The sequence below is a fragment of the Streptomyces sp. NPDC046712 genome, assembly GCF_040645695.1.
Lineage (GTDB): Bacteria > Actinomycetota > Actinomycetes > Streptomycetales > Streptomycetaceae > Streptomyces.
The window spans coordinates 472,453-491,255 of the sequence record NZ_JBEYYW010000001.1; the positions used below are offsets into that span (position 1 = coordinate 472,453).

At 71.7% G+C, this 18,803-nt stretch carries 15 protein-coding genes and 1 rRNA gene; 9 read left to right on the forward strand and 7 right to left on the reverse strand.

Annotation, left to right across the window (positions count from 1 at the left end; all coding sequences use genetic code 11):
• Window positions 1-101: 101 nt before the first annotated feature.
• From ABZ939_RS02220 to ABZ939_RS02235, 4 genes are read left to right on the forward strand one after another with little or no spacing between them, the layout of a single operon-like run.
• Complete coding sequence (locus ABZ939_RS02220) at window positions 102-2,825, forward strand: nitrate- and nitrite sensing domain-containing protein (protein WP_361847854.1); 2,724 nt, start codon at window positions 102-104, stop codon at window positions 2,823-2,825.
• Entirely contained in the window at window positions 2,822-3,262 is a 441-nt protein-coding gene (locus ABZ939_RS02225; RefSeq protein ID WP_361847857.1) for a roadblock/LC7 domain-containing protein, read from the forward strand. The genes ABZ939_RS02220 and ABZ939_RS02225 overlap by 4 nt, the downstream gene beginning before the upstream one ends.
• Window positions 3,263-3,276: 14 nt before the next feature.
• A complete protein-coding gene (locus ABZ939_RS02230; protein WP_361847860.1) occupies window positions 3,277-3,690 on the forward strand; it encodes a DUF742 domain-containing protein in 414 nt (137 codons plus the stop codon).
• Window positions 3,671-4,276: an ATP/GTP-binding protein gene (locus tag ABZ939_RS02235; protein ID WP_361847863.1), complete on the forward strand. Its 606-nt coding sequence runs from the start codon at window positions 3,671-3,673 to the stop codon at window positions 4,274-4,276. The genes ABZ939_RS02230 and ABZ939_RS02235 overlap by 20 nt, the downstream gene beginning before the upstream one ends.
• Window positions 4,277-4,346: 70 nt before the next feature.
• Here the strand turns inward: ABZ939_RS02235 and ABZ939_RS02240 are convergent, their stop codons facing one another.
• The 3 genes from ABZ939_RS02240 to ABZ939_RS02250 all read right to left on the reverse strand — a co-directional run bounded on the left by ABZ939_RS02240 (window position 4,347) and on the right by ABZ939_RS02250 (window position 7,009).
• A complete protein-coding gene (locus ABZ939_RS02240; RefSeq protein ID WP_361847866.1) occupies window positions 4,347-5,534 on the reverse strand; it encodes a lipid-transfer protein in 1,188 nt (395 codons plus the stop codon).
• Window positions 5,531-6,019 (reverse strand): zinc ribbon domain-containing protein, encoded by a 489-nt coding sequence (locus tag ABZ939_RS02245; RefSeq protein WP_361847869.1) that lies wholly within the window; start codon window positions 6,017-6,019, stop codon window positions 5,531-5,533. The genes ABZ939_RS02240 and ABZ939_RS02245 overlap by 4 nt, the downstream gene beginning before the upstream one ends.
• Before the next feature lie 180 nt (window positions 6,020-6,199).
• Window positions 6,200-7,009, reverse strand: coding sequence for a M15 family metallopeptidase (locus tag ABZ939_RS02250; protein WP_361847872.1), 810 nt, complete (start codon window positions 7,007-7,009; stop codon window positions 6,200-6,202).
• Here ABZ939_RS02250 and ABZ939_RS02255 point away from each other — a divergent pair.
• Entirely contained in the window at window positions 7,008-7,577 is a 570-nt protein-coding gene (locus tag ABZ939_RS02255; RefSeq protein WP_361847875.1) for an NUDIX domain-containing protein, read from the forward strand. The genes ABZ939_RS02250 and ABZ939_RS02255 overlap by 2 nt on opposite strands.
• Window positions 7,578-7,679: 102 nt before the next feature.
• On the opposite strand, the gene ABZ939_RS02260 is transcribed toward ABZ939_RS02255, so the two are convergent.
• The gene (locus ABZ939_RS02260; protein WP_361847878.1) at window positions 7,680-10,034 is read right to left on the reverse strand and encodes a glycoside hydrolase family 31 protein; all 2,355 of its coding nucleotides are present in this window, start codon (window positions 10,032-10,034) and stop codon (window positions 7,680-7,682) included.
• 213 nt (window positions 10,035-10,247) lie between these two features.
• Between ABZ939_RS02260 and ABZ939_RS02265 the strand changes: the two genes are divergently transcribed.
• Window positions 10,248-12,218, forward strand: coding sequence for an acetoacetate--CoA ligase (locus tag ABZ939_RS02265; protein WP_361847881.1), 1,971 nt, complete (start codon window positions 10,248-10,250; stop codon window positions 12,216-12,218).
• 30 nt (window positions 12,219-12,248) lie between these two features.
• Here ABZ939_RS02265 and ABZ939_RS02270 read toward each other — a convergent pair whose 3' ends face one another.
• Window positions 12,249-13,568 (reverse strand): aminotransferase class I/II-fold pyridoxal phosphate-dependent enzyme, encoded by a 1,320-nt coding sequence (locus tag ABZ939_RS02270; RefSeq protein WP_361847884.1) that lies wholly within the window; start codon window positions 13,566-13,568, stop codon window positions 12,249-12,251.
• Window positions 13,569-13,614: 46 nt separating this feature from the next.
• Between ABZ939_RS02270 and ABZ939_RS02275 the strand changes: the two genes are divergently transcribed.
• Window positions 13,615-14,877 (forward strand): MFS transporter, encoded by a 1,263-nt coding sequence (locus tag ABZ939_RS02275; protein WP_361847887.1) that lies wholly within the window; start codon window positions 13,615-13,617, stop codon window positions 14,875-14,877.
• Between the two features lie 22 nt (window positions 14,878-14,899).
• Window positions 14,900-15,775, forward strand: coding sequence for a hypothetical protein (locus ABZ939_RS02280; RefSeq protein WP_361847890.1), 876 nt, complete (start codon window positions 14,900-14,902; stop codon window positions 15,773-15,775).
• Window positions 15,776-15,831: 56 nt separating this feature from the next.
• On the opposite strand, the gene ptsP is transcribed toward ABZ939_RS02280, so the two are convergent.
• Window positions 15,832-17,502: a phosphoenolpyruvate--protein phosphotransferase gene (gene ptsP, locus ABZ939_RS02285; RefSeq protein WP_361847964.1), complete on the reverse strand. Its 1,671-nt coding sequence runs from the start codon at window positions 17,500-17,502 to the stop codon at window positions 15,832-15,834.
• 82 nt (window positions 17,503-17,584) lie between these two features.
• Window positions 17,585-18,034, reverse strand: a complete 450-nt coding sequence (locus ABZ939_RS02290) for a PTS glucose transporter subunit IIA (RefSeq protein ID WP_361847893.1) — start codon at window positions 18,032-18,034, stop codon at window positions 17,585-17,587.
• 682 nt (window positions 18,035-18,716) lie between these two features.
• Here ABZ939_RS02290 and ABZ939_RS02295 point away from each other — a divergent pair.
• Window positions 18,717-18,803, forward strand: a 16S ribosomal RNA gene (locus tag ABZ939_RS02295); the annotation flags it as partial.

Sequence of the window (18,803 nt, forward strand, 5' to 3'; positions counted from 1 at the left end):
TTGAATGTGATGGTTGACGCCATGTGTTGACGCTGTGAGTTGACGCCACGCGTCGCAAAGAAGGACCTCCGCGCCGGGTGGAGGCCGAACTGGGGGAGGCCATGCGCTTTCGCGGGAAGTCCATCCGCCGGAAGATCGTGGCGTTGTTGCTGGTGCCCCTGGTGTCCCTCACCGGTCTCTGGGGTTTCGCGACGGTCCTCACCGGCCGTGAGGCCGACCAACTCCTCGACGTGGGCTACATCGTCGAGAAGGTCGGCTACCCCATCGAGGACACGGCCCGCGTCATCCAGAAGGAACGCCGCCAGTCGCTGATCTATCTGGCCGATCCGCGTGCCTCGGACTCCCTCACCACCCTGCGCGAGCAGCGCGAGGCCACGGACCGGCAGATCGCCCTCATCCGGCGGAACGCCGCGGACTCCGGCGTACGGGAAGAGATGCGGCCCCTCGCCTCGCAACGGCTCGAGTCGCTGCTGTCCGCCCTGGACGGCCTCGACGCGCTGCGCCGCTCCGTGGAGAACCGCACCATCGACCGCATGCAGGCCCTCGACTTCTACAACCGCTTGGTCGACCCCTGCTACAGCTTCCTCATGACCCTCCACGCGCTCGAGAACGTGGAGATGGACAAGCAGGGCCGCGCCCTCGTCGGCATCGTCCGCGGCCGGGAGATGCTCTCCCGCGAGGACGCCCTGGTCGTCTCCGCGCTCATCTCGGAACGCGTCACCGCCGAGGAACTCCGCACGGTCACCGACCTCGTCGCCTACCGCAAGCAGTTCTACGAGGTGAACCTCGAAGTCCTGCCCACCGTCGAGCGCGAGAAGTTCGAGAAGTACTGGGGCAGTCCCGACACCGAGCCGCTGCGCCGTGCCGAGGAGGCCCTGATCGCCGCCGGGCCCACCGAGGACCCGCGCGCCATCACCGCCAAGCGCTGGGAGGAGCGGGCGACTCCGGTCCTCGACGACCTGGCGCATGAAAACACCGCCGCCGGCGACCGCTATCAGGAGCGCGTCCAGCCCGCCGCCTACAGCGTGCTGCTCAAGGCCGGCATCGCCGGTGTCCTCGGCTTTGTCGCCCTGCTCGTCTCCGTCGTCGTCTCCGTCCGCGTCGGCCGCGAACTCGTCCGCGACCTGCGCCGGCTGCGCAAGGAGGCCCAGGAGGTCTCCGGCGTACGCCTGCCCAGCGTCATGCGCCGCCTCGCCGCCGGTGAACAGGTCGACGTCGAGACCGAGGTGCCGCAACTGCGGTACGAGGAGGACGAGGTCGGCCAGGTCGGCCAAGCCCTCAACACTCTCCAGCGGGCCGCCGTCGAGGCCGCCGTGAAGCAGGCCGACATGCGTCGCGGAGTCTCCGAGGTCTTCGTCAACCTGGCCCGCCGCAACCAGGTGCTGCTGCACCGCCAGCTCACCCTCCTCGACACCATGGAACGGCGTACCGAGGACACCGAGGAACTGGCCGACCTGTTCCGGCTCGACCACATGACCACGCGCATGCGCCGCCACGCCGAAGGCCTGGTGATCCTGTCCGGCGCCGCCCCGTCCCGCCAGTGGCGCAAGCCCGTCCAGCTCATGGACGTCGTCCGCGCCGCGGTCGCCGAGGTCGAGGACTACGAGCGGATCGAGGTCCGCCGCCTACCCCGCCTCGGCGTGGGCGGCCCCGCCGTCGCCGACCTCACCCACCTCATCGCGGAACTCCTCGAGAACGCCACGGTGTTCTCGCCCCCGCACACCGCCGTCCAGGTGCTCGGCGAGCGGGTCGCCAACGGCTTCACCCTGGAGATCCACGACCGCGGCCTCGGCATGAACCCCGACGCTCTGCTCGACGCCAACCTCCGGCTGGCCGAGACCCCCGAGTTCGAGCTCTCCGACACCGACCGCCTCGGCCTCTTCGTGGTCAGCCGGCTCGCCCAGCGCCAGAACGTCCGCGTCTCGCTCCAGCCCTCGCCGTACGGAGGGACCACCGCGGTCGTCTTCATCCCGGCCGCCCTGCTCACCGACGCGCCCGAGACCCAGGGCGCGGGCTTCCGACTGGACCGCAAGACCCTGGACCGCGGGCTCCAGGACCGGGAGAAGGGCGCCGCCGAGCAGCCGGGACGCCGGCCCGCTCTCACCAAGGTGCAGGGCGGCGCGCCCCGGGCCACCGGGGCCACGCGCTCCGCGGCCTCCTCGCTCCTGGACGGCCCGCTGGACGGTCCCGTCGAGCTCGAACCGCCCCTCGGGACCTCCGGCTTCGAGGAACTGCTCGACTCGTCCGCGGCGGACCTGGAGGACACCGAGAGCGAACGCGGCGGCCTCTTCCGCCCGCGTGGCCACCGCCGCGGCCTCGCCCCCGCCCCGGGCGCCGAGCAGCACCAGCAGGCCCCGGACCAGACGCACGACAAGGAGCTCGACCGGGCGCCCGAGCGCGGCCCCGTGCCGTTGCCCCGGCGTCGCCCGCCCACGCTCGTCGTCGACCGCGGTCGCCGGATCGACGAGCCGGGCCGCGCCCACCCGTCCTCCGCCCAGGAGCCCGGGGACCCGAGGGCAACGCCTCCCACGCTGGTGCCGGTACCGCCCGACGGCTCCGTACCGCCCGACGGGCCCGCGCCGTTCGGCGGACTGCCCCGCAGGGTCCGCCAGGCGAGCCTCGCGCCCCAGCTGCGCGAGGCGGGCGAACGCCCCGACGACAAGGCGTCCACCGGCTCCGCGGCCTCCGCCGACACGGACTTCGAGCGCGACGCCGAGGAAGTGCGCAGCCGCATGGCCTCCATGCAGCGCGGCTGGCAGCGCGGACGACGGCAGAACGCCGAGACAACAGCACCAGGAACGACACCCGAGGGGGACGGTCGATGACCGCACCGAACGCCGCAGCAACCAACACTTCCGGAAACGCCGACGGCGAATTGAACTGGCTCCTCGACGAGCTGGTCCAGCGGGTCGCGTCCATCCGCAAGGCTCTGGTGCTCTCCAGCGACGGACTCCCCACCGGTGCCTCCGCGGAGCTGACCCGCGAGGACGGCGAGCACCTCGCCGCCGTCGCCTCCGGCTTCCACAGCCTCGCCAAGGGCGTCGGCCGCCACTTCGAGGCGGGCAGGGTCCGCCAGACCGTCGTGGAACTGGAGGACGCGTTCCTCTTCGTCACGGCGGCGGGCGACGGCAGCTGTCTCGCCGTCCTCGCGGACGCCGACTCGGACGTCGGCCAGGTCGCCTACGAGATGACACTGATGGTCAAGCGGGTCGGCGCCCACCTCGCGACGGCCCCTCGCTCCGGACTGTCCGCCGGAGGGTGAGTGGGGGAACGGGGATGACTGACGTAGACCAGCAGGACCAGGGGCCGGAGCCGGCCCACCACTGGTTCGACGACGAGGCCGGGCCGGTCGTCCGTCCGTACGCGATGACCCGCGGCCGGACCAGCGCCGCCACCCGTCATCGCCTGGACCTGATCGCCGTGGTGGTGCCCGAGCCCGCCGCGGACGATCCAGGCCGGGACCAGACGCTCTCCCCGGAACATGTGGAGATCGTCGAACGCTGCTCGGACACCCCCCAGTCGATCGCCGAGCTCGCCGCCGGACTCGATCTCCCCGTCGGGGTCGTCCGGGTCCTCGTCGGCGATCTCGTCGAGGACGAACTCGTCCATGTGACCCGCCCCGTTCCGCCGGCCGAGCTGCCGGACGTGAGCATTCTCCGCGAGGTGATCAATGGCCTTCGGGCGCTCTAGCCGCAAGAAGCCGCTCGTCGAACCGGTGACGCTGAAGATCCTGGTCGCGGGCGGCTTCGGAGTGGGCAAGACGACGCTGGTCGGCGCCGTCAGCGAGATCCGACCACTGCGCACCGAGGAGATCCTGAGCGAGGCCGGACGGCCCGTCGACGATCTCCACGGTGTCGAGAACAAGTCGACCACCACGGTCGCGATGGACTTCGGGCGGATCACCCTCCGCGACGACCTGGTCCTGTATCTCTTCGGCACGCCCGGCCAGGACCGCTTCTGGTTCCTCTGGGACGAGCTGGCCCAGGGCGCGCTCGGGGCGATCGTCCTCGCGGACACCCGTCGCCTGGAGGACAGCTTCGCGGCGATCGACTACTTCGAGCGGCGTGGCATCCCGTTCACGGTGGCGGTCAACTGCTTCGAGGGCGCCCGCCGGTTCCCGGCCGAGAGCGTGCGCGGGGCGCTCGACCTCGACCCCGAGGTCGAGCTGCTGATGTGCGACGCGCGCGACCGGGAGTCCGTGAAGAACGTCCTCGTGGCCGTCGTCGAGCACGCCCTGGTCCTGGCGGACCAGGGCGCCACGCCCGTCGCCACCTGAGACTGGCCGGCGGCGGGTACGGGCCGGTGGCGGGGCCGGCACCCGCCGTGGGTACGGGCCGGTGGCGGGATCAGCGCACCGCCACCACCGCCGAGCCGTGCCCGAACAGCCCCTGGTTCGCGGTGATCCCGGCCCGCGCGCCGGGCACCTGACGGTCGCCGGCCGTGCCCCGCAACTGCCAGGTGAGCTCGCAGACCTGCGCGACGGCCTGGGCGGGCACCGCCTCGCCGAAGGACCCCAGGCCTCCGCTGGTGTTGACCGGGACGCGGCCACCGAGCGCCGTGGCCCCCTCCCGTACCAGCTTCGCGCCCTCGCCCGCCGCGCACAGACCGATGTCCTCGTACCACTCCAGCTCCAGCGCGGTGGACAGGTCGTACACCTCCGCCAGCGACAGGTCCTCGGGCCCGAGCCCCGCCTCCTCGTACGCGGCCCGCGCGATCGACGCACGGAAGCTGTCCGGCGCTGGGGAGACGGCGACCGCGGAGTCGGTCGCGATGTCGGGCAGGTCGAGGACCGCCTTCGGGTACGTCGGTGTGACGGTGGAGACCGCCCGGATGCGGACGGGGTCCGGATGCCCGTGCCGGCGGGCGAAGTCCATGCTGGAGAGCACCAGGGCCGCGCCCCCGTCCGAGGTCGCGCAGATGTCGAGCAGCCGCAGCGGGTCGGCCACGACGGCCGAGGCCGCGACCTCCTCCGCGCTCACCGCCTTGCGGTAGCGCGCGAGCGGATTGAGCGCCCCGGCGGCCGCGTTCTTCACCTTGACCTGGGCGAAGTCCTCGACCGTGTCCCCGTACAGCGCCATCCGGCGGCGGGCGTAGAGCGCGAAGTACGCGGGGTTCGTCGCCCCGAGGACGCGGAAGCGCAGCCAGTCGGGATCGTCGGGCCGCTCCCCGCCTGCTGGGGCGAAGAAGCCCTTGGGCGCCGAGTCCGCGCCGACGACCAGCACCACGTCCGCGAGGCCCGCGAGGATCTGGGCCCGCGCGGCGCCGACCGCCTGTGCCCCGGAGGCACAGGCCGCGTACACACTGGTGACGCGCGCCCCCTGCCAGCCGAGCGCCTGGGCGAAGGTCGCCCCCGCCACATAGCCCGGATACCCGCACCGCACGGTGTCGGCGCCGACCACCGAACCGACGTCCCGCCAGCTCAGCCCGGCGTCCGCGAGCGCCGCACGGGCCGCCACGGTCCCGTACTCGACGAAACTGCGCCCCCACTTGCCCCAGGGGTGCATCCCGGCCCCCAGCACGGCGATGTCGTTCACGACCCCTCCTCCGCCACGCGCGCGTGCACCGGCCGCCAGTGCCAGGTCGTCCAGATGTGCGCGTCGTCCTCGTTCAGGACTCCCGGCACCACCTCGACCTCCATGCCGACGGCGAGGTCCGCGGTCCGCACCCCTGGCGCGGCCTGCCCGAGCACCACCATCGCCTCGGCCGCCAGCTCCACGGCGACCAGGGTGTACGGCTCCCAGGGCGCGTCCGGATCGGAGACGTACGGCGCGGGCGGGCGGTAGCGGCCGTCGGTGTACGACCACACGCGGCCGTGCCGGGAGAGCGGGGCTTCGACGAGCTCGCCGCCGCCCGGGCAACCGGGGTTGCGGCACCAGGAGTCCTCGCGTGGGAAGAAGACCGAGGAACAGGCCGTGCAGCGGGTGCCGAGCAGCCGGAAGTCCCCTTCCCCGACGGCCCCGCCCTCCCCGCCGTCGTCCGTGAACCATCCGGCCACCACCGGTCTGCGCGTCCGTGCCACGACGGCCCTCCCCGACCTCGGGATCCACTTGATCTGACGAAGCGTCAGGAGTCTGCCATGGATGCCGCCGGCTGAGAACCATCTCGGCCTTTACCGCGTCCCTACGTACGGAACGGGCGGCCGGGACCCACGGGGGTGGTCCCGGCCGCCCGCCATCTTCCGGACGTCACCTCTCCGATGTCAGTGACCGGCCACCGACCGCCGCGCCACCGGGAAGTCGAAGAAGGTGCTCGGGAACGGTTCCGGCTTGAACGTGAAGTGCCACCATTCCTCGGGCAGATTCACGAATCCCTGCTCCGCGAGCGTCCCTTTCAGGAGCTGCCGGTTGGCCCGCTGCGCGCCCTGGATCCGGGGATCGTCGGTGTGCGACAGCGTGTCGAAACAGTCGAAGCCCGTGCCCATGTCGACGGAGTTGTCGGGGAAGCGCTCGGCCTGCGGGGCGTAGCACTCCACCAGTGGCTCACCCGGCACGTACGGACGGGTGGGCGCGGCCGGCAGCTTGACGATCGTCAGGTCGACCGTCGAACCCCGGCTGTGCCCTGACTTCTCCGCGATGTAACCGTCGGCGAACAGCCTCGACTTGTCGACCAGTGGATAGAACTCCTTCTTCATCCGCTCGTCCTGGAGATCCTTCGCCCAGCGGACGAAGTGGTCGACCGCCCGCTGCGGCCGATAGCAGTCGTAGACCTTCAGCGAGTAGCCCCGCGCGAGCAGCTTCACCTGGGCCCGATGCAGCGCCTCGGCGGCGGGACGGGTCAGGATGCACAGCGGTTGGCGGTAGCCGTCGACCGCCTCGCCCACGAAGTTGTGCTCCGTGGTGTAGCGCATCTCCTGAATGATCGTCCGGTCCACCGAGCTCAGCGCCACGAACTCCTTCGGGGCCTTCGGCTCCGGCTTGGCCTGCGCGGACGGCACGGCCGCGGTGGCGGCGAGCAGACCGGCGGTCGCCAGCACGCCGAGGGTGCGGAAAACGGAAGCAAGTCGTGTCATGTGCACCGTCTATCAGTTCCGGGAGGCACGGGAAAGGGTGATCGCATACGGTCCTGCCGTGAAGGACTCCTACTGCTCCGCGTGCGGCACCCGTTACGCCGAGCCCACCGCCTGGCCCCGCCGGTGCGCCGGCTGCGGCTCCGTCGCCTACCGCAACCCGCTGCCCGTCGCCGTAGCCCTGCTCCCCGTAACGGACGGACATGGCACCGGACTTGTCGTCATCACCCGCTCGATCGAACCCGCCAGGGGCGGAGTCGCGCTCCCCGGCGGCTTCATCGACCACGGCGAGGACTGGCGCGACGCCGTCGTCCGCGAGCTGCGCGAGGAGACCGGGATCGAGGCGTCGGCGGGGGAGGTACGGCTCGCCGACGCACTCAGCTCCCCGGCCGGCCACCTACTCCTGTTCGGCCTGCTCAGGCCCCGCCCGGCCGCCGAACTGCCGCCCTCCGCCCCCACGGACGAGACCACCGGCCGGCACCTGATCCACGCCCCGACGGAACTGGCCTTCCCTCTGCACACGGAGGCGGTACGGCGCTGGTTCGCCGGGAGATACGCCTGCGACGGCTGAAGACCGTCAGGGACGGGGCGCGGCGAGCAGGGCGACCGTCACCGACGGGGCGTGGCGGGCCGGGTGACCGTCACCGACGGGGAGCGCCGGGCCGAGTGACCATCACCCGGCCAGGCCCCGCACCCGCACCGGCAGTGCCACCTCCTCCGCGCCCGTGTCTGTCACCCGCTCCACCACCACCCGGCCGTCCACGAGCCGCGACGCGTACCGCTCGATCTCGGCCGGCTCCCACCCGTCCCCGGAGTCCCGGACGACGAGCCCACCGCCCGTCCGTCCGGCCGCCGGCGCCCACACCTCCAGCTCCAGACCCCCGTCCGCACCCCGCACGGGAATGACCGCCCCCGCACGGGCGAGCACCGGGATACGGGACGGCGGCGCGTCGACGAGAACCTGCCCCGGCCCCTCGTACGCCTGCCCCGTCGCCGTGTCGTACCAGCGCCCGCGCGGCAGCCGCACCGCACGCCGGTCGGCGCCCCGGGAGAGAACCGGCGCCACGAGCAGCGCGTCGCCCAGCAGGAACGCGTCCTCGCAGTCCCGCAGAGCCCGGTCCTCCGGCGCGCCCCACCACACCGGCCGGGCGTACGGCGCCCCGGTCAGCCGGGCGAGCTGGGCGAGCGTCACGAAGTACGGCCGCATCCGCTCCCGCTCGGCGAGCGCCACGCGCGCGTGCCCCAGGACCTCGGGCCCGAACTCCCACGGCTCACGGCGCCCCGCGTCGATCGCGGCGTGCGTACGGAACAGCGGCAGCCACGCCCCCAGCTGGAACCAGCGCAGGAACAGCTCCGGAGACGGACTCCCGTCGAAGCCGCCCACGTCCGGCCCCGAGTACGGCACCCCGCACAGACCGAGCCCGAGCACCAGCGACAAGGACGCCCGCAGCCCCGGCCAGCCGGTCGACACGTCACCGGACCAGGTGCCGCCGTACCGCTGCATCCCGGCCCAGCCCGAGCGGGAGAAGAGAAAGGGCCGCTCGTCCGGCCGCAACCGGCGCAGCCCTTCGTATCCGGCCCTCGCCATCGTCAGCCCGTACACGTTGTGCGCCTCGCGGTGGTCGCCACCCCGCCCCTCGAGGGCGTGCCGGGACGAGCGCGGCAGCGACGGGTCCCCGAAGGGGGAGAAGGAGACCGGCTCGTTCATGTCGTGCCAGATCCCGGAGAAGCCCTGCTCGAGCCGCTCCTCGTACAGGCCGCCCCACCACTCCCGTACCGCCGGATCGGTGAAGTCCGGATAGGCGCACTCGCCCGGCCAGACCACCCCGTGGACCTCGTTCCCGCGCCCGTCGCGGACGAACGCGCCGACGGCCGTCCCGCCGTCGTAGACCGCGTTCCCCGGCTCCGCCTTCACCGCCGGGTCCACGATCGACACCAGCCGTACCCCCTGCTCCCGCAACTCGTTCGCGAGCCCAGGCAGATCGGGGAACCGCTCGCGGTCCACCGTGAACACCTGGTGCGCGTCGTAGTGATCGATGTCCAGATGCAGTACGGACAGTGGCAGTCCCCGCTCGCGGTAGCCGGCCACCACCCGCCCTACCTCCCGCTCGCTGCCGAACCCCCAGCGCGCGTGCTGCGGACCCAGCGCCCAGGACGGCGGCAGCGCCGGCGCCCCCGTCAGCGCCGCCCAGCCGTGGAGCACGCGCGCGGGGGTGCCGACCACCACCCAGCAGCGCAGCGGGCCGCCCCCCATCCGGACCTCGCTGGTCCCCGGCCGGTCGTGTCCGGAACCCGCGCCCTCCTCACCTTCGGTGAGCGTGATCCGGCCGTCCCAGGAGTTGTCGTGGAAGGCCAGATGCGTGCCGGCGTCCGAGACGACGAACTGCACCGGCATCGTGATGTACAGCGGATCGTCGCCGGGGGAGAAGCTTGCCTTGGGGTCGGTGTTCCAGAAACGGTACGAACCGTCGCGCAGCCGCGGTCCCGACGACCGCCCGCCGAGCCCGAAGAACCGCGCGTCCGCAGGCACCTCGCTGCGCTGCACCCAGCGCGCGGGCCCACCCGCGACCGGTTCCCACCAGCGTGGCGGCAGATCCCGGCGCAGCACGACACCCCCGGGAGTACGGATCTCCACCGCCCCGTGCCGGGACACCGCGACCGTCACCCGCTCCGACACCACACGCCAACCGCCGTCGGTGTCCGGCTCCAGCTCGGCCCGTGGGTCCGGCTCGGGCGGCTCACCCTCCAACGCGTACGAGGGCAGCGGTTCGGCCCCGTCCCAGCCCCAGAAGACCGTGCCTCCCGCCGACACGCTGATCCGCAGGTCGGAGCGGGCGAACCGGACGATCCCCCCACCCGGCAGCGGCTCCGCCTCGCCGACCGGCCCCGGCACCCGGGCTCGCTCCGTCCCTCTCGGCGGCAGCCCCCATGCATCCGTACGACGCTGCCGCCACGCCGAACGCACCGCCCGCAATCCCTGCACCGATCCGAACACCCTCACCGAACGCACCAGCTCACGACCGTCCATGCAGCTCACCCTGCCATTCGGCAGGGCCCGCGCGCGGTTCGTTCAACTGCCGTTCACCCGTGGTGGGAGCACATATTCAGAGGCCCGACCATGGGCGGGGAACCCTGGTGCGAAAGCCGCTCCCATGGCATCGTCCCTGTCAGCCGCGTCACGCGCACACCCCGCACGTGCGCGCGACACACGCAGACCCCGCGTACGCCCAGGAGCCGCCCCATGACATCAGCGCACACCGAGCCGCTTTGGCAGCCGGACGAGGAACGCATCGCCGCCGCCGCGGTCACCCGTTTCCAGTCCTGGGCCGCCGAGCGACACGGAGCCCCGGCCGAGGGCGGATACCCGGCCCTGCACCGCTGGTCGGTGGAGGAGCTGGAGTCGTTCTGGCAGGCCGTCGCCGAGTGGTTCGACATCCGCTTCTCCACGCCGTACGAGCGTGTCCTCGGCGACCGCTCCATGCCCGGCGCCGAGTGGTTCCCCGGAGCCACCCTCAACTACGCCGAGCACGCCCTGCGCGCCGCTGCCGAGCGCCCCCATGAGTCGGCCCTGCTCCATGTGGACGAAACACATGAGCCGCGCCCGATCACCTGGGCCGAGCTGCGCCGCCAGGTCGGCTCGCTCGCCGCCGAACTCCGCGCCCTGGGGGTCCGCCCCGGCGACCGCGTCAGCGGCTATCTCCCGAACATCCCCGAGGCCGTCACCGCCCTCCTCGCCACGGCCGCCGTCGGCGCGGTGTGGACCTCCTGCGCACCCGACTTCGGCGCCCGCAGCGTCCTCGACCGCTTCCAGCAGGTGGAGCCGGTCGTTCTGTTCACCGTCGACGGCTACCGCTACGGCGGCAAGGAACACGACCGCCGCGAGACCGTCGCCGAGCTCCGCGCCGAACTCCCCACGCTCCGCGCCGTGGTCCACATCCCGCTGCTCGGCACCGACGCCCCCGAGGGCGCCCTGGAGTGGTCGGCCCTCACCTCGGCCGACACCGAGCCGGTCTTCGAACAGGTTCCGTTCGACCACCCGCTATGGGTGCTGTACTCCTCCGGCACGACGGGCCTGCCCAAGGCGATCGTGCAGTCCCAGGGCGGCATCCTGATCGAGCACTTCAAGCAGCTCGGCCTGCACTGCGACCTGGGCCCCGAGGACGTGTTCTTCTGGTACACCTCCACCGGCTGGATGATGTGGAACTTCCTCGTCTCCGGCCTGCTCACCGGCACCACCGTCGTCATCTACGACGGCAGCCCCGGCTACCCCGACACCGGCGCCCAGTGGCGGGTCGCCGAACGGACCGGGGCGACGCTGTACGGCACCTCCGCCGCGTACGTCATGGCCTGCGCCAAGGCGGACGTCCACCCGGGACGGGACTTCGACCTCTCGGCGATCAAGTGCGTCGCGACCACCGGCTCCCCGCTGCCGCCCGACGGCTTCCGGTGGCTGCACGACGAGGTCCGGGAAGACCTCTGGATCGCCTCGGTCAGCGGCGGCACGGACGTCTGCTCCTGCTTCGCGGGAGCGGTTCCGACCCTCCCCGTCCACATCGGCGAGCTCCAGGCCGCCGGCCTCGGCACCGACCTGCAGTCCTGGGACCCGTCCGGCAAGCCGCTGATCGGCGAGGTCGGCGAGCTGGTCGTCACCAACCCGATGCCGTCCATGCCGATCCACTTCTGGAACGACCCCGACGGCAGCCGCTACCGCGACAGCTACTTCGAGATGTTCCCGGGCGTCTGGCGCCACGGTGACTGGATCACGATCACGGACCACGGCTCGGTCGTCATCCACGGCCGCTCGGACTCCACCCTGAACCGCCAGGGTGTCCGGATGGGCAGCGCGGACATCTACGAGGCCGTCGAACGGCTTCCGGAGATCCGCGAATCCCTCGTCATCGGCCTCGAAGAGCCGGACGGCGGCTACTGGATGCCGCTCTTCGTCCACCTCGCGGAGGGCGCGAGCCTGGACGACGCGCTGATCGCCCGCATCAAGCAGACGATCCGCACCGAACTCTCCCCGCGCCACGTCCCCGACGACATCATCGAGGTCCCCGGCGTCCCCCACACCCTGACGGGCAAGCGCATCGAGGTGCCGGTCAAGCGCCTCCTGCAGGGCACCCCGATGTCCAAGGCGGTCAACCCGGGCTCGGTCGACAACCTCGACCTGCTCCACTTCTACGAGGAGGTGGCCCGCAACCGGGCCAAGTGACGTGACGAGGCGGGGGGTGGGGGCGTTCCCCTACCCCCCGTACGTGGTCTGAGCCTCGCCCAGCACCTCCGCGAAGTCCGCCGCCAGACGCCCGGTCGCCTCCACCCCCAAGGTCGCCGTCGTGATCCGCACCGCCGTCGGCGAGGCGATACGGAACCGAGCCCCGGCCGCCACCCACCAGCCCCGCGTCCGCAGTCCGTTGACCACCGCCGACTCGTCCCGCACCGGCACCCACACGTTCAGCCCGCTCGCCCCCACCGCCGCGATCCCGCGGCCCGCCAGCGCGTCGATCAGCGCCGTGCGCCGTGAGGTGTACGCCGCCTCGCCCGCCGCCACCAGCTCCGCCACCGCCCGGTCCCCGAGCAGCCCGGCCATCGTCTCCTGCAGGACGTGACTGACCCAGCCGGAGGTCATCAGCATCCGGCCGTCGTGCCGCGCCAGCGTCGCCGCGTCGCATGCGAGCCCGGCCCACCTCAGGTCGATCCCCAGATGCTTGGAAGCGGTCCGCACGTGCGCCCACCGCTCGAGACCGGCCGCCGCAAGGGTGTACGCCGGCGCCCCCGCGATGTCCGCGTTGTGGTCGTCCTCGACGACGAGGACCTCAGGGAACTCCCGGAGCACCGCCACCAGTTCGTCACGCCGCGCCCGGCCGAAGTACGCGCCCGTCGGGCACTGTCCCCGCGGACTGCAGACCACCGCCCGTACCCCGGCCCGCAGCGCCGTCCGCAGGGCATCCGGCACCAGGCCCTCGCCGTCGACCGCGACCGGCACCATCCGCAGCCCCAAGGCCGGTACCAGGTCCAGCAGATGGTGGAACCCGGGATCCTCGACCGCCACCGCGTCACCGGGCCGCAGCTCCGTCGAGAGCAGGCGCGCGATGCAGTCCAGCGCACCGTGCGCGAACGTCACATGCTCCGCGGGCACCCCGTCCCGTTCGAACCAGGCCCGGGTCAGCTCCTCCAGCGCCCCGAGGCGGGGCGCCGCGCGGTGGGATCCGTACCCCGGCCGAACCAGCGCGGGCGGCCGAAGATCCGGCAGGAACGCCGGGTCGGGATGACCGCCGGCCAGGTCCACCAGGCCGGCCGGGACCCGCGGCGGCCGTCGTGAGGCCACGGAGGGAACCTCCGAGACCACGGTCCCGCCCCGCCCGCGCGTCATCACGACGCCGCGCCGCCGCAGCTCCTTGTACGCGGTGGCGACCGTGCCCGGACTGACCCCGAGCTCGTCCGCGAGCCGACGGACCGGAGGCAGCAGGTCCCCGGGCCCGAGCCCGCCCTCGGCCACGCCCTGCTCGACGGACGCGGCAATTCCCTTGGCCGTCGTCCCAACAATCGAATATTGTGTTGCCACGTACTGAACTATGTATCAATACAAAGCTCAAGTCAAGGGGGACCGAGTGAGCCGCTCGACGTGGAAGAAGCGCATCCCGGGAGGCGTCCACGGACGCCGGATGCTCGTCATCGGCTTCATCGACAAGTGCGGAACCGGACTCTGGGCCACCTCGATCGCCCTCTACTTCACCTACGTCTCCGGCCTCGGCATCGCCCAGGTCGGTCTTCTCGTCGGCATCTCCGGAGGCGTCGGCATCGCGGGCGCACCCCTCGCCGGACGCCTCGCCGACCGCTTCCCCCTCACCCGCGTCCTCATCGGCACCCAACTCCTGCGCGCCGCGGCCCTCCTCGCGCTCCTCACCACCGACCACTTCGCCCTGCTGGTCCTCTACTCGGCAATCGGCGCCCTCCCGGACCGCGCGACCAACGTCCTCACCAAGCTCTACGCCGCCCGCATCGCCGGCCCCGAACGCGTCCGCTACCAGGCCATCAACCGGACCGTCTCCAACCTCGGCTGGGCCTTCGGCGGACTCGGCGCCGCGGCCGCCCTCTCCGTCGCCACCAGCACCGCCTTCCAGCTCCTGCTCCTCGGCAACGTCCTCACGTACGTCGTGATGGCCGCCCTCACCTTCCGCTGCGCCGAACCGCCGGCACCCTCCCGCGTCGCGGCCGGCTCCACCACCGAGGCCCCGCGTGCCAAGCCCGCCAACCCCTGGCGCGACCGCACCTTCCTGCTCTTCACCGCCACCGAGGCCGCGCTCTTCCTCGACGACACGATCCTCCAGGTCGCCATGCCGCTCTGGATCGTCCACGCCACCGACGCCCCCGTGGGCCTCGCCCCGCTGCTGCTGGTCCTCAACAGCGTCCTCGTCGTCCTCTTCCAGGTCCCCCTCGCCCGCTTCGGCGCCACCACCGACGCGGCCCGCCGCCTCCTCGTCCCCCTCGCCTGCCTCTTCGTCGCCGGCACCCTCGCCCTCGCCGCCTCGGCCGTCGAAGGACCGGCCGTCGCCGTCGCCGCCCTCGTCGCGGCAGCCGTCGCCCTCACCTTCGCCGAGATCATCCACGCCACCGCCTCCTGGGAACTCTCCGTCGCCCTCGCCCCCGACGACGCGCAGGGCGCCTACCTCGGAGTCCACGGCCTCGCCGCCGCCACCCAGCGCTTCGCCGGCCCCCTCCTGCTCACCGGGGTCATCGCGGCCGGCCCCCTGGCCTGGCCCCTCCTCGGCGCCGGCCTCGTCGCCACCTGCGCCGGCCAGCACCGCCTCGTCCGCCGACACCTCGCCAAGCGGTCACTGTCAGTGGCGCCGGTTACGGTGAGTGAGCACTGATCGACAGCGCTCAGGGGGAGACATGACACGACCCGGCACCACCACATCCCTGCGCCGCGCCCTGCGCCGCGAAGTCCCCAGCACCGTCGGCCTCCTCGCCGACGAGGACGACTTCACCGCCATGCGCCGGTACGACACCTTCGCCTTCGACGACCACTCGGCCTACCTCCGTCAGATCGAGGGCCTGCTCAAGGCACTCGCCGCCCAGGGCGGGCACACCACGGTCGCCCTCTTCGACCCCGAGGAGTACGCGCAGTACTGCGAGGACACCGGCCTCGACCCCGACCGTCCCGCAAGCCGCAGCCGCTTCACCGCCGAACTGGCCGCCACCGGTGCCCGCGTCCCGTACACCGGCCAGCCCATGACCACCCTCGTCCCCACCCTCATCGACACGGCGGTCCGCCGCGCCACCTGGGAGTACGCCACGACACTCCTCACGGACACCGGCGACTGCGCCGACTGCGGACAGGACATCGGCCGGGCCGCCTTCGACCGGGCCTCCCACCTGCTCATGCGACTTCTCGAAGCCGCCGGCCCCGGCACCCACCACCTCGTCTGCAGCGTCCCCGCCGACGACGAACAACTCCTCGCCATCCTCCACACCCTCCAGGACACCGAAGGCCCCGCCCGTCTCGACAGCAGCGAAGCAGCCGAATTCGTCGCCGTCCTGGCCGTCGGCATCGCCCACGAAAGCCCCGGGGGAGTGGTCCTGCGCACGACCAACCCGGGCGCCCGCGACCGCCTCCACGGCTGGCGCCTCACCCAGGGCACCCTGCACCCCCTCACCGAGGCCGAGGTGTTCAGCGCCTACTGCACCGACGCCCGCACCGGAGAACCCCTCTCCCCGGAACCCGGCGTCGACTACCGCGCGGGCTTCCCCCTCGCCCCCGAAGAATGACGACGAAGGGGCCCCCGCCGTACGGCGGGAGCCCCTTCACAACCGAGCGATCCGGACTACTCCCCGGACAGCACCGCCTGCGCGGCCACCCGGGCCTCCTCGGCGGTGTCCGCCGCGCGAGCGGCTGCCGCGGCACGCTCGCACTGCGCCAGCGTGTACTTCGCGAGCGTCGCCCGCACATACGGAATCGACGCGGCACCCATCGACAGAGAGGTGACACCCAGACCCGTCAGCACACAGGCCAGCAGCGGATCCGAAGCGGCCTCACCACAGACACCACAGCTCTTGCCCTCGGCCTTGGCCGCCTCGGCGGACAGCGCCACGAGGTCGAGCAGAGCCGGCTGCCACGGGTCCTGCAGCCGCGACACCGCACCGACCTGACGGTCGGCGGCGAAGGTGTACTGCGCCAGGTCGTTGGTGCCCAGCGACAGGAACTCCACCTCCTGCAGGATCGAACGCGCCCGCAGAGCGGCGGAGGGAATCTCCACCATCGCTCCGAACTTCGCCTGCAGCCCCGCTTCACGGCACGCGTCGGCGAAAGCCTTCGCGTCCGTACGGTCGGCCACCATCGGCGCCATGACCTCGAGGTACACCGGCAGCCCCTCGACGGCCTTCGCCAGCGCCGTCAGCTGAGTCCGCAGCACCTCGGGGTGGTCGAGCAGCGTACGCAGACCCCGCACACCCAGCGCCGGGTTGGGCTCGTCCGCCGGCGTCAGGAAGTCGAGCGGCTTGTCCGCACCGGCGTCCAGCACCCGCACGACCACACGACCCTCGGGGAACGCCTCGAGAACCTTGCGGTACGCCTCGATCTGCTTCTCCTCCGACGGCGCCTTCTTGCTGTCGTCAAGGAAGAGGAACTCCGTACGGAACAGACCGACGCCCTCGGCCCCGGCCTCCACCGCGGCCGGCACATCCGCCGGACCGCCGACATTGGCGAGCAGCGGCACCTTGTGCCCGTCCGAGGTCGCGCCCGGACCACTGGACGCGGCGAGCGCGGCCTTGCGCTCCGCGGCGGCCGCCGTCAGCTGTGCCTTCCGCTCCTCACTGGGATTCACGAAGAGCTCACCGGTGGAACCGTCCACCGCGATGACCGTGCCCTCACCGATCTCACCGGCGCCCGGCAGAGCCACCACGGCCGGCACCCCGAGCGCCCGCGCCAGGATGGCGCTGTGGCTGGTCGGCCCGCCCTCCTCGGTCACGAAGCCCAGGACCAGCGTCGGGTCGAGCAGCGCCGTGTCCGCGGGAGCGAGGTCCCGCGCGATCAGCACGTACGGCTCGTCGCTGTCCGGCACACCCGGCATCGGCACGCCCAGCAGGCGGGCGACGATACGGTTCCGCACGTCGTCGAGGTCGGCCACGCGGCCGGCCATGTACTCACCCGCGCCCGCGAGCAGCTCGCGATAGTGGGAGAACGCGTCGTAGATACCGCGCTCGGCCGTGCTGCCGACCGCGATCCGACGATCGACATCGGCGATGAGCTCCGGATCCTGGGCGATCATCGCCTGGGCCTCCAGCACATGCTGTGCCTCGCCCCCGGCCAGATTGCCGCGCGCAATCAGGTCGGCAGCCACAGCTTCCACGGCCTTGCGGGCGCGCCCCTGTTCGCGCTCCGCCTCCTCGGCGGGAATCTGCTTGGCCGGCGGCTCCAGCACCGCCGTACCCATGTGCCGAACCTCGCCGATCGCCACTCCGTGGCTGACGCCGACGCCTCGCAGCGTTGTCTCCATCTCACCCGTCTCCGATAGAGCGGCGGCACCGGCCGCCGCGATGAATGTCGTACCAGCGGTCGTCACGATGACGACGCCGACGTCAGCGCCAGCTGAAGAGCTGGTCGTCGGCCTTCACATCGCCGTCCTCGACGACATCGGAGAGAGAGTCGGCCGTGGCCTCCAGGGCCACGACGGGGCAGATGGCGGACTTGCCCGCGGCCTCCACCTCGGCCGGGTTCCAACGGACGACGGCCTGTCCCCGCGTCACGGTGTCGCCCTTGTTCACGAGAAGCTCGAAGCCCTGCCCGTTCAGCTGAACGGTGTCGATGCCGAGGTGCGTCAGCACCCCGTGTCCTTCGGCGTCGACGACCACGAAGGCGTGCGGGTGCAGAGAGACAATGACGCCGTCGACCGGCGAGACGGCCTCCGACGGCTCACGCACGGGGTCGATGGCGGTGCCGGGACCGACCATCGCGCCGGAGAAGACCGGGTCGGGTACAGCAGCGAGACCGATGGCGCGTCCAGCAAGTGGCGACGTCACGGTTGTCATGGGAAGCCTCCCAGGGGCGGAGATTGTGTGGCGCCGTCACTGCCTGTCCTGGACGGCGTACTGTTCAGAAGCGTATGTCATACGAAGTCCTAGTTCCGCACGCTGCGTACCAGTTGGCGGACCTAGCGACTACCCCGAAACGATTTGCCTCTACTGACGGTGGGATGTACTGTCGTACTCCTGCCTGACCCCAACGCGGCTCTGAGTCGTGAGTCGGCAGCACCTATCAAGCCAGATCCTAACCCCAGTGGTCTACACCTCTGCATGCCTGCGGAGGGTGTGGTCGGGGCGAGCGAAAAAGCCTGGTAGTGTTTGACCCCGCCGCAAGGGAGAGCGCGAAAAGCAAATTCCTGAAACGGCAAACCCGCTCCAGCGGGTGGCAGAAACGGAAAACGGATCTGCTAAGCTGGAAACACGAAAGACCGAAGGGAAAGCCCGGAGGAAAGCCCGAGAGGGTGAGTACAAAGGAAGCGTCCGTTCCTTGAGAACTCAACAGCGTGCCAAAAATCAACGCCAGATTAGTTGATACCCCGTCCATCTTCGGATGGCGAGGTTCCTTTGAAAGCCCTGCCGGGTCCTAGTGACCGGGTAGGCAACAACACAGCGAGGACGCTGTGAACGACTGGTCCTATTCCGACCGGTCGTTCCGCTCTCGTGGTGTGCACCCGATTACGGGTAAACATTCACGGAGAGTTTGATCCTGGCTCAGGACGAACGCTGGCGGCGTGCTTAACACATGCAAGTCGAACGATGAAGCCCTTCGGGGTGG